This window comes from Streptomyces sp. NPDC001880 (genome assembly GCF_053594575.1).
In genome coordinates, this window is record NZ_JBSFET010000006.1 from 167278 (window position 1) to 178855 (window position 11578).

An 11578-nucleotide genomic window follows, 5' to 3' on the forward strand; every position below is an offset into this window, starting at 1 on the left:
GCTCGGGACGCACCCGATCGAAGAAGGGAGCGGGGGAGTCATGGAGTACCCCGTGGGACAGGTCGCCGGATTCGCCGGAGTCACGGTGCGCACCCTGCACCACTACGACGGCATCGGACTGCTCTCGCCCAGTGGGCGCAGCCGGTCCGGGCACCGCCGTTACGACGACGGTGATCTCGACCGGCTCCAGCAGATCCTGTTCTACCGGGAGCTCGGCTTCCCGCTCGACGAGATCGCGGTACTGCTCGACGATCCGCGGGCGGACCCGCAGGAGCATCTGCGGCGCCAGCACCGGCTGCTGTTCGACCGGATCGCCGAGCTGCGAAGGATGGCCGACGCCGTCGAGACAGCCATGGAGGCACGGAAGATGGGCATCAACCTCACACCCGAGGAGAAGTTCGAGGTCTTCGGGGGCAAGGACCCCGAGGAGCACGCCGAGGAGGCCGAACGCCGCTGGGGCGGCACCGACGCGTACGCCGAGTCGCAGCGCCGGGTCGCCCGATACACCAAGGACGACTGGAAGCGAATGCAGGCGGAGGCGGCCGAATGGGGCGCCGCCTACGACGCGCTGATGGAGGCCGGGGAGCCGGCCGCCGGAGAACGGGCGATGGAGCTGGCCGAGGCCCACCGGCTCCACATCGGCAAGTGGTTCTACGAGTGCTCCGCCGAGATGCACCGGGGGCTCGGTGAGATGTATGTGTCCGACCCGCGGTTCCGCGCGTTCTACGACTCGGTGCGGCCGGGCCTGGCCGAGCATCTGCGGGACGCGATCGACGCCAACGCCCGGCGCCTGGCCTGAGCGCCGCGGGGCGGGGCACCCCGCCCCGCGGCGGGCGTGCGCGCCGGACCCCGCGAGCCCGGCACGATCCGAACGGAAGACCCTGGCCCCGGCTGATCACGGCCGCGGTGCCGTACGCGCACACTTCCGTGCCCACGTCGGCCGCGTCCGGCCGCCGCCGTAGTCCTCAATTTCCGTCGTGCGGCACCTCCGGGGGCAGCTTTGTCCCGGTTGATCCGGAGTGTGTCCCCGGCCGGGCTTCGTGGGGGCCATCTGGAACCCGGGGGCGTCATCCGGCGTTGATAGCTTTGGGCAGCCACGCAGCCGCCATCGAACGATCCAGGAGCCCGGACCCTTGAATACGCTTGCGCTCGGACCGAGCTGGCTGGACCCGGACTATCTCATCGGGCAGTTCGGACTGATCGGTGTGCTGGTCATCGTTTTCGCCGAATCAGGACTGCTGATCGGTTTCTTCCTGCCCGGCGACTCCCTGCTGTTCACCACGGGGCTGCTGGTGACGGCGGGCAAGCTGCACACACCGCTCTGGCTGGTCTGCGTCCTGGTGGCACTGGCCGCGATCGTCGGCGACCAGGTGGGCTATCTCTTCGGCCGCAAGGTCGGCCCCGCGCTCTTCAAGCGCCCGGACTCCCGCCTCTTCAAGCAGGAGAACGTCGAGAAGGCGCACGAGTTCTTCGAGAAGTACGGACCGAAGTCGCTGATCCTGGCCCGCTTCGTGCCCGTGGTGCGTACGTTCACCCCGATCATCGCCGGTGTGAGCCGGATGAACTACCGCTCGTTCATCCTGTTCAACATCATCGGCGGAGTGCTCTGGGGCGTCGGTGTCACGCTGCTCGGCGCGGCCCTCGGCCAGATCGCATTCGTCCACAAGCACATCGAAGCGATTCTCATCCTGATCGTGCTCATCTCGGTGCTGCCGATCGCGGTCGAGTACCTGCGGGCCCGCTCCAGGTCGAAGAAGGAAGCGGCGTCCGGCGGCGAGCGCCCCAACCCGTCCATCGGGGGCAGCCCGTCCTCGGGCCAGCGCGGCCGGCACGCCAAGCGCTGACGTACGCCCCGACAGCCTCTCAGAAGCCGCGCGTCCGTTTGGCCGCGCGGCGCTCGGCCCCGCCGACCGCACCCGGCACCCGCATGAACAGCCGGGAGATCTCGCTCCCCAGATTCACCCCGATCGCGATGGCCAGCGCCGTGGCCACCGCGGTCGACAGCGAGGCGAGCCCGGCGTTCACCCGCCCCTGAGCCACGGCCAGCAGACCGAAGTACGTGGCCGAACCGGGCAGCAGCGGGCCGATCGCCGCTGTGATGAACGGCAGCGACGAGGTGTGCCGGTAGCGCGAGAGCAGTTGCCCGAACAGGCCCACCAGACCGGCTGCCGTCGCCGTCGCGGCCACCGGCGAGATATTGCCGGTAAGGGCCATCGCCCCGTAGACCACCCAGGCCACACCGCCGTTGAGGGTCACCGCCAGCACCGTGGACCGGTCCTGCTGGAGCAGGATCGCGAAGGCGAAGCAGAGCGCCATCGACGCCAGGATCTGCACCACCGGCCGTTCGTGGGCGATGAACCCGGCCCCGGGATCCAGCTGGGCGCCCAGCTGGAGCCCCAGATACAGCACCATCAGCACACCGACGACGATGCCGATGAACAAGTACATGACTTCGAGCAGCCGCGCGGCCGCGGTGATGTAGAAACCGGTCAGCCCGTCCTGCACACCCGCCACCAGGGCCCGTCCCGGCAGCAGCGCGAACAGCCCACCGGTGATGACCGCGGACGGCTGCAGGTCCGACCAGTGGGTGAGGGTCAGCGCCACCCCCAGCGCGGCAGGCGGCATCGCCGCCGCCACGAACTGGTAGAACTCCGGCAGTCCCCGCCCGGCGCACAGCCAGGCGAGCCGGTCGCCGAGCATCGCGCCGACCGCCGCCACCAGGAACACCAGCGGACCGCCGCCGAGCAGCACCGAAGCCGCCCCCGCGAGACCGCCGGCGGCCAGCGTCAGCACCCAGCCGGAGTACGGATGCCGGTTGCGCCGGATCTCCGCCAGCCGCCGGTAGGCCTCCTCCAGCGAGACCTCGGCGTCCTCGGTGGTGATGTCGTCGATCAGCCGGAAGACGGCGGCCAGCCGGGTGTAGTCGGTGGCGCGGCGGCGTACGGTACGGCTCGCCGTCACCGGGTCGTCGACCAGTGACGGCTGGTGCGAGATCGACAGCAGGGTGAAGGTGACCGTGGGCTCGCAGCGGTCCAGTCCGTAGCTGCGGGTCACCGCGAACATGGCCGCCTCGACGTCCTCGGCGCCCTCGCCGCCCGCCAGCAGCAACTCCCCGATGCGCAGCGTCAGGTCGAGCACGCGCGGCACCGCGGGACCCGTCTCGTCGGGCTTCTGCACCGTCTCGGGCGCCGGGCGTTCGGTGACCGGCATCCGCAGCATCGTGCGCATCCGGTCCTGCCAGGGGGCCTCCTTGGTCAGCCGGATCATCGGGCTGCCGTGTGCCGGAGTGAAGGCGGGCGGCGCGTGCCGGGCACTGTAGGTGCGCGGCGGGGCGAAGGCGGATCCGATCGTGTCCGAACCCGATCCCGACCCCGGTGCGGAACCCGAAGCGGAACCCGCCGTCGGCGCCTGGGTCTCGGTCGTCAGACCTGCCGGAATCGCGAATTCCGAGGTCGGCTGGTCGTCTTCGGAGGCGGACGTGCGCCGGTCCACCCCGGCCGGCGGGACGAAGGCGCTGCGCGCCTCGTCGGACTGGGGCTTCTGGTCCTCGGGACCGCCCTGTTCCGCCACCACTCGATCTCGCTCCTCGTTGGCTGCGCCCTTTGTGCCCAGTATGGCCACGGGCCGGGGCGGGGACGAGAGAGGGCCTCCCACGGACGGAAAGAGGCCGGCGCGCGGGCCGGGCGGACATGCGGAACGGGCGGTACCCCTCGGAAGGAGTACCGCCCGTTCCCTGCCCGGAACCGTGGAAACGGAACCGGGTCACGACCCTCGGGTCAGTGCGCGCCGCCCTGTGCCTCAAGACGCTTGTAGGAGGCCTCGATCTCGGCCTCGGCCTCGGCACGGCCGACCCAGTCGGCGCCCTCGACGGACTTGCCGGGCTCCAGGTCCTTGTAGACCTCGAAGAAGTGCTGGATCTCCAGACGGTCGAACTCCGACACGTGGTGGATGTCGCGCAGGTGCTCCACCCGGGGGTCGGAGGCCGGCACGCACAGCAGCTTGTCGTCGCCGCCGGCCTCGTCCGTCATGCGGAACATGCCGATGGCGCGGCACTTGATGAGGCAGCCGGGGAAGGTCGGCTCCTCCAGGATGACCAGCGCGTCCAGCGGGTCGCCGTCCTCGCCGAGGGTGTTCTCGACGAAGCCGTAGTCCGCCGGGTAGCTGGTCGAGGTGAAGAGCCGACGGTCCAGACGGATCCGACCGGTCTCGTGGTCCACCTCGTACTTGTTCCGCGAACCCTTCGGGATCTCGATAACGACGTCGAACTCCACGGGTGGCTCCTCCATGATCAACACATACGACTGGTGATTAAGTGTCCCCCACGCAGATGTGTGCTCGCGAAAGGGGCTGGTCAACGGTGGACGAGCCGGTGAAAAGACCGTCGGTCAACCCGCTGGACAAGCTGAGCAGGCTCACCCCTCGGGCCGCCGTGATCAGGTCGAAGGGACTGAACGACCGGCAGTTCACCGCCGTCTTCGCCGGTCTCGGCCTGGTGCTCGCAGCCGGCGTCGTCCTTGCCGCCGGCCCCTGGGACTCGGGTCAGCGTAAGGCCGAGACGGACCTGGCCGCCGCCCGGAACCGAACAGGTGGCGCACATCACGAGCCCGCCGCCCCGTTCGGACCGGCCCCCGCACCCAGCGCCCCGGCCGTCCTCACGGCCCTCTCCGCCGCCGCCGTCGACAACTCCGCCCCCGACGCCCGCACCGCCCCGGACGGCGCAGATGCCGCGCTCCGTGACGCCCTCGACCCGCTGCTGGAGGACCCCGCCCTGGGCAAGCGGCGCACCGCCGTCGTCATCGACACCGCCAGCGGCGAGCGGCTGTACGACCAGGGCGCCGACACACCCATGACGCCTGCCTCCACCGTCAAGATCGCCACCGCGGTCGCCGCCCTGAGCGCCCTCGGCCCCGAGCACCGCATCGCCACGACAGTCCGGGCCTCCGCCGACTCCCGCAGCATCGTCCTGGTCGGCGGCGGCGACCCCACGCTCGACAAGGCCGCCCTGCGCGAACTGGCCGCCGACACCGCCCGCGCCCTGAAGGACCGCGGCGTCGACAAGGTCCGCCTCGGATACGACACCTCCCGCTACTCCGGGCCCGCCCGGCACCCGATCGGCCCCAACGAGAACATCGCACCCGTCAGCGCCCTGATGACCGACGAGGGCAGGCTCGACAACAGCGACAGCGGACCCGCCCCGCGCAGCGACGACCCGGCCGGCGACACCGCCCGCACCTTCGCGAAGTTCCTCGACGACGCCGGGATCGCCACCGGGTCCGGCCCGAAGCGCGGCCGCCCGGCCGCCGGCTCCGAGAAGGTGGCCGAACACCGCTCGGCCCCGCTCTCCGCCCTGGTCGAACGGGCCCTGACCAACAGCGACAACGACATCGCCGAGGCACTCGCCCGGCAGACCGCCCTGGCCGCGGGCGAACCGGCCGACTTCGACGGCGGGCGACGGGCCGTCACCGCACAGCTCAAGAAGCTCGGCCTGCCGCTGAAGGGCGCCGACCTCGCCGACGGCAGCGGACTGAACCGCAAGGACAAGGTCACCGCCGGACTGCTGGCCGGCCTCCTCGCCCGCGCGGCCGACCCGGACCACCCCGAACTGCGCCCCGTCCTCACCGGCCTGCCCGTGGCCGGTTTCAGCGGCACGCTCAGCGACCGCTACACCGGCAAGTCCGCGGGCACCGGCCTGATCCGCGCCAAGACCGGCACCCTCACCGGCGTGAACACCCTCGCGGGAACGGTCGTCGACCGGCAGGGCCGGCTGCTCGCCTTCGCCTTCCTGGCATCCGGCACCACCTCCCCCACCGACGCCCAGTCCGCCCTCGACCGCCTCGCCACCACCCTGAGGGCTGCCCCATGACCCCCGGCGGGCGCGCGAGGACAGCCGCTTCCCCAAGCCCCCGGCTCTCGCACGAGCAGACGAAGATCCCGTTCCTCGCCGCGTCTTCGAAGCCCGCACACAGCCAGTGCGCGAGGGTTCCTCCGCCTTGCGGCGCAACGCGTCCGGCGCCGCGCGCCGATCCGCCTGGGATCGCGGGACAGCCCTCGCCTCCCGTCCCGTCGAGCCGGACAACACCACACCGCGGACCGACCCGAGCACGTACGGTTGACGCATGACGAGCATCGGTGGTGCCGAGATGGTCGACTGGAATCTCGCGGTCGCGACCGCGACCCGACTTGTGCGGCCGGGGCCGGAGATCAGCCGCGAGGAGGCCCGCGAGGTCGTCGCGGAGCTGCGCCGGCATGCCAAGGCCTCGGAGGAGCACGTCCGTTCCTTCACCCGGATGATCCCGGAGGGGGCCCACCCGGAGGACACCCCGATCCTGGTCGTGGACCGGGCCGGCTGGATCAAGGCCAATGTCGCGGGTTTCCGCGAGCTGCTCCGCCCGCTGCTGGGCAAGATGCAGGACCGGCGCGCGGGCGGCGCCGGCGGCGCGGTGCTGGGCGCGGTCGGCGGCAAGGTGACCGGCGTCGAGGTGGGGATGCTGCTGTCGTTCCTGGCCTCCCGGGTCCTCGGCCAGTACGAGACGTTCGCCCCGGCCACCCGCGAGCTCCCGGCCTCGGCCGACGGCGGCGGCAGGCTGCTGCTCGTCGCCCCGAACATCGTGCACGTCGAGCGCGAACTGGAGGTCGACCCGCACGACTTCCGGCTCTGGGTCGCGCTCCACGAGGAGACCCACCGCACCCAGTTCACCGGAGTGCCCTGGCTCCGCGACCATCTGCAGGGCGAAATCCAGTCATTCCTCGACGAGACCGACGTCGACCCGATGACCCTGCTGGAACGGCTCCGCGAGGCCGCCCAGTCCCTGGCCGGGGGCCGCCCCGAGGGCGAGGACGGCGAGGACGGCGGCCGCAGTCTGGTCGAGCTCGTCCAGACGCCCTCCCAGCGCGAGATCCTCGGCCGGCTCACTGCCGTGATGTCCCTGCTCGAAGGCCACGCCGACTACGTGATGGACGGCGTCGGCCCCGAGGTCGTCTCCTCCGTCGGCGAGATCCGGGAGAAGTTCCAGCAGCGCAGGGCGCGCGGCGCCGGCCGCCTCGACCAGGCGCTGCGCAAGCTTCTCGGCCTCGACGCGAAGCTGCGCCAGTACCGCGACGGCGAGCGATTCGTCCGGGCCGTGGTCGACGAGGTCGGCATGGACGGCTTCAACCGGGTCTGGACCTCGCCGAACACCCTGCCGACCAAGGCGGAGATCGCGAAGCCCGCGGACTGGATCGCGAGGGTGCACCGTAAGGCAGAGTCCTGACCACGACCGGTCCGACGGCGGGCGACAGGATGGAAACGCGCCGGTAATCACCCATCCGAGGGACCGTAGGGGCATGGGAAGGCGTGCAATGCTCGATGGACGGCTTGCCTCTGTCACCATCGACGCACTCTGAGTGACGGCACACTTCCCGTCCGGCACTTCGAGGCATCTCTCCGAACTTCACGAAGGGCACCGGACATGGGTCCCCATCCTGCGGTCGCGGCGATACGCCTGGCGGTCCGCCGCGTACTCCACGACGTACTCACCGAACACACCCGAAGCGCCGGAAACACCCGGCGCACCCCGCACCACGAGCTCGCCGAAGCCGGTGCGGGCAGGCAGCGCGCCGCACTCCCCGAGCGCCCCGACACCCCGCTGGTGCTGGTGGCATGCTCCGGCGGCGCCGACTCCATGGCTCTCGCCTCCGCCCTCGCCTTCGAGGCCCCCAAGCTCGCCGTCCGGGCCGGCGGGATCACCGTCGACCACGGCCTCCAGGCCGGCTCCGACACCCGGGCCGCCGAGGTCGTCGACCGCCTCGCCGACATGCGCCTCGACCCGGTCGAGGCCGTCGCCGTGCAGGTCGGCCACGAAGGCGGCCCCGAGGCCGCGGCCCGGGACGCCCGGTACGCCGCCCTGGACGCCGCGGCCGAGCGGCACGGCGCCGCGGCCGTCCTGCTCGGACACACCCGGGACGACCAGGCGGAGACGGTGCTGCTCGGCCTCGCCCGCGGCTCCGGCATCCGCTCGCTCTCGGGCATGGCCGCCGCGTCGGGCCCGGCTGGCCGCTACCGCCGCCCCTTCCTCCAGCTCGACCGGCAGACCGCCCGCAAGGCCTGCCTCGTCCAGTCCCTGCCCGTCTGGGACGACCCGCACAACGCCGACCCCGCCTTCACCCGCTCCCGGCTGCGCCACGAGGGCCTGCCCGCCCTGGAGAAGGCGCTGGGCAAAGGGGTCGTCGAGGCCCTGGCCCGTACCGCACAGCTCTCCCGCGACGACGCCGACGCGCTGGACACCTGGGCCGCCGAGGCCGACCGCGCCGTGCGGGACGACGCGGGCCGTCTGGAGTGCGCCAAGCTGTACGCTCTGCCGCCCGCCGTACGCCGCCGGGTCCTGCGCCGGGCCGCCATGGAGGCGGGCTCCCCGGCCGGTTCGCTCTTCGCCCGGCACATCGAGGAAGTCGACCGTCTGATCACCGGATGGCGCGGCCAGCGCGCCATCAACCTGCCCGGACGCGTCGAAGCCATGCGGCAGGGTGGCAGACTGGTCATTCGGCAGAGCTGAAGGACAAGCGGCTGACACGCAGGCGAGCGGCCGCGCAGGTGCGGGGGCAACACCCCGGACCCGGCAGGCAGAGAAAGAGACGCGGGTGAACGAGAAGGACATGGGCACCGACCTCCAGTCGGTGCTCCTCACCAAGGAAGAGATCGACGCGAAGCTCGTCGAGCTGGCCGCGAAGATCGACGCGGAGTACGCGGGCAAGGACCTGCTCATCGTCGGCGTCCTCAAGGGCGCAGTGATGGTGATGGCGGACCTGGCGCGCGCGCTGTCCACCCCCGTCACCATGGACTGGATGGCCGTCTCGTCGTACGGCGCGGGCACCCAGTCCTCCGGAGTGGTCCGGATCCTCAAGGACCTGGACACCGACATCAAGGGCAAGCACGTCCTGATCGTCGAGGACATCATCGACTCGGGCCTGACCCTGTCGTGGCTGATGTCGAACCTCGGCTCGCGCGAGCCCGCCTCCCTGGAGATCTGCACCCTGCTGCGCAAGCCGGACGCGGCCAAGGTCGCGCTCGACTGCAAGTGGGTCGGTTTCGACATCCCCAACGAATTCGTCGTCGGCTACGGGCTCGACTACGCCGAGAAGTACCGCAACCTTCCCTTCGTCGGCACGCTCGCCCCGCACGTCTACGGGGGCTGACCTCCTCCCGGAGCCCTTCGCCCGGCTCCCGGGGGCGGCCCGGACCGGCCGGAGCCGACGGCGGGAACCTTTCACGTGATTCCCGCCGTTCAGACTTCGGAGGCAGGTTTTGACAGACGTCCCCGGCAGTCGCGGGTGACAATGCTGGGGTACCGTCCGAAGAACAGTCTTTTCTCACAGCAGCATTTACCTACGGGCAGGAGGGACGGGGCGGATTCGCCCCGTATGGATGGACGTGAAGCGATACTTCCGTGGGCCGGTCATGTGGATCGTGCTGGCCGTCCTCGCCGTGGTCGTGTTGATGACAGTCGTCGGCTCGTCGGGCGGCTACAAATCGGTGGACACCGGCAAGGTGATCCAGGCGATCAGCAAGGACCAGGTGGCGCAGGCCAAGCTGACCACCGGTGACGAACAGATCATCAAGATCGAATTGAAGAAGGGCCAGGAGCTCTCGGGCGAGTCCGGCACCAAGTTCCAGGCGAGCTACATCGGCGACCAGGGTGTCCAGCTGGCCGACACGCTGCAGCAGAAGTACGAGAGCGGCAAGATCGACCAGGGCTACACGGTCTCGCCGTCCAAGCAGTCCCCGTTCATTTCGATCCTCCTTTCCCTGCTGCCCTTCGTCCTGATCGTGGTCGTTTTCCTGTTCCTGATGAACCAGATGCAGGGCGGCGGCTCCCGGGTCATGCAGTTCGGGAAGTCCAAGGCCAAGCTGATCACCAAGGACACGCCGAAGACGACGTTCGCCGATGTGGCGGGGTCGGACGAGGCCGTCGAGGAGCTCCAGGAGATCAAGGAGTTCCTCCAGGAGCCGGCGAAGTTCCAGGCGGTCGGCGCCAAGATCCCCAAGGGCGTCCTGCTGTACGGGCCTCCCGGTACCGGCAAGACGCTGCTCGCACGCGCCGTCGCCGGCGAGGCGGGCGTCCCGTTCTACTCGATCTCCGGTTCCGACTTCGTCGAGATGTTCGTCGGTGTCGGTGCCAGCCGTGTCCGTGACCTCTTCGAGCAGGCCAAGGCGAACGCCCCGGCGATCGTCTTCGTCGACGAGATCGACGCCGTCGGCCGGCACCGCGGTGCCGGAATGGGCGGCGGGCACGACGAGCGCGAGCAGACGCTGAACCAGCTGCTCGTCGAGATGGACGGCTTCGACGTGAAGGGCGGCGTCATCCTGATCGCCGCCACGAACCGGCCGGACATCCTCGACCCGGCGCTGCTGCGTCCGGGCCGTTTCGACCGGCAGATCGCGGTCGACCGGCCGGACATGCAGGGCCGGCTGGAGATCCTCAAGGTGCACCAGAAGGGCAAGCCGGTCGCGAAGGACGTCGACCTCGGCGCCGTCGCCCGTCGTACGCCCGGCTTCACCGGTGCCGACCTGTCGAACGTGCTGAACGAAGCGGCGCTCCTCACGGCGCGCGGCAACCTGAAGCTGATCGACAACAAGATGCTCGACGAGGCCATCGACCGCGTCGTGGCGGGCCCGCAGAAGCGGACCCGGATCATGTCCGAGAAGGAGAAGAAGATCACCGCGTACCACGAGGGCGGACACGCCCTGGTCGCGGCGGCTTCCCCCCAGGCGGACCCGGTCCACAAGATCACGATCCTCTCCCGCGGCCGCGCCCTCGGCTACACGATGGTGCTCCCGGAGGAGGACAAGTACTCCACGACGCGCAACGAGATGCTCGACCAGCTGGCGTACATGCTGGGCGGGCGCGCGGCCGAGGAGCTGGTCTTCCACGACCCGACCACAGGCGCTGCGAACGACATCGAGAAGGCCACCGCAACGGCCCGCGCGATGGTCACGCAGTACGGCATGACGGAGCGGCTCGGCGCGATCAAGTTCGGCGGCGACAACACCGAGCCCTTCGTGGGCCGGGAGATGGGCCACCAGCGCGACTACTCGGAAGAGGTCGCGGCCCTCGTCGACGAAGAGGTCAAGAAGCTCATCGAGACCGCCCACAACGACGCGTGGGAGATCCTCGTCGAGAACCGCGACGTGCTGGACAACCTCGTTCTCCAGCTCCTGGAGAAGGAGACGCTCGGCAAGGAGGAGATCGCCGAGATCTTCGCCCCGATCGTGAAGCGCCCCGCCCGTCCGGCGTGGACCGGTTCCGCCCGGCGTACGCCGTCCACGCGGCCGCCGGTGCTCTCGCCGAAGGAGCTCGCCCTCACCAACGGCGCCACCACGGCGAACGGAACGGCCGTCCCCACGGACACCGTCCCGGCCACCGAGGTCGTCCCGGAGGACCGTCCCGAGAGCTGAGCTCCGTTCCCCGGTGTGGCCCCTTTCACGGGAGTCGCACCGGGCCCGGAATGGAAGCCGCGCCCCCACAGGTTCTAGCCTGTGCTGGTACATCGCGTAGGCCTGGGCGAGGGTCTTCTCGAAGCCGTCCGCCGCCTGGCCGGCGAA

9 protein-coding genes are annotated in these 11578 nt (G+C 70.6%); 7 read left to right on the forward strand and 2 right to left on the reverse strand.

What is annotated here, in order from left to right; all coding sequences use genetic code 11:
- The first annotated feature begins 40 nt into the window (after positions 1–40).
- Complete coding sequence (locus ACWCQ6_RS06090) at positions 41–799, forward strand: MerR family transcriptional regulator (RefSeq protein ID WP_451085882.1); 759 nt, start codon at positions 41–43, stop codon at positions 797–799.
- Positions 800–1133: 334 nt separating this feature from the next.
- Positions 1134–1844 (forward strand): DedA family protein, encoded by a 711-nt coding sequence (locus tag ACWCQ6_RS06095; RefSeq protein WP_451085884.1) that lies wholly within the window; start codon positions 1134–1136, stop codon positions 1842–1844.
- A 19-nt stretch (positions 1845–1863) separates the two neighbouring features.
- Here ACWCQ6_RS06095 and ACWCQ6_RS06100 read toward each other — a convergent pair whose 3' ends face one another.
- Entirely contained in the window at positions 1864–3573 is a 1710-nt protein-coding gene (locus tag ACWCQ6_RS06100; RefSeq protein ID WP_451085886.1) for a threonine/serine ThrE exporter family protein, read from the reverse strand.
- Between the two features lie 203 nt (positions 3574–3776).
- Complete coding sequence (locus ACWCQ6_RS06105) at positions 3777–4271, reverse strand: inorganic diphosphatase (RefSeq protein ID WP_031090989.1); 495 nt, start codon at positions 4269–4271, stop codon at positions 3777–3779.
- 86 nt (positions 4272–4357) lie between these two features.
- On the opposite strand from ACWCQ6_RS06105, the gene dacB reads away from it, so the two are divergent.
- The 5 genes from dacB (at position 4358) to ftsH (ending at position 11431) form a co-directional block, all read left to right on the forward strand.
- On the forward strand, positions 4358–5863 hold the full coding sequence (dacB, locus tag ACWCQ6_RS06110; protein WP_451085888.1) for a D-alanyl-D-alanine carboxypeptidase/D-alanyl-D-alanine endopeptidase: 1506 nt from the start codon (positions 4358–4360) through the stop codon (positions 5861–5863).
- Between the two features lie 253 nt (positions 5864–6116).
- Complete coding sequence (locus ACWCQ6_RS06115) at positions 6117–7250, forward strand: zinc-dependent metalloprotease (RefSeq protein ID WP_451085890.1); 1134 nt, start codon at positions 6117–6119, stop codon at positions 7248–7250.
- Positions 7251–7448: 198 nt separating this feature from the next.
- Positions 7449–8531 (forward strand): tRNA lysidine(34) synthetase TilS, encoded by a 1083-nt coding sequence (tilS, locus tag ACWCQ6_RS06120; RefSeq protein ID WP_451085892.1) that lies wholly within the window; start codon positions 7449–7451, stop codon positions 8529–8531.
- A 100-nt stretch (positions 8532–8631) separates the two neighbouring features.
- Positions 8632–9171, forward strand: a complete 540-nt coding sequence (gene hpt, locus ACWCQ6_RS06125; RefSeq protein WP_072487175.1) for a hypoxanthine phosphoribosyltransferase — start codon at positions 8632–8634, stop codon at positions 9169–9171.
- Positions 9172–9400: 229 nt separating this feature from the next.
- Positions 9401–11431 carry an ATP-dependent zinc metalloprotease FtsH gene (ftsH, locus tag ACWCQ6_RS06130; protein ID WP_451085894.1) on the forward strand — a complete coding sequence of 677 codons (2031 nt, stop codon included), beginning with the start codon at positions 9401–9403 and terminating at the stop codon, positions 11429–11431.
- Positions 11432–11578 lie beyond the last annotated feature (147 nt).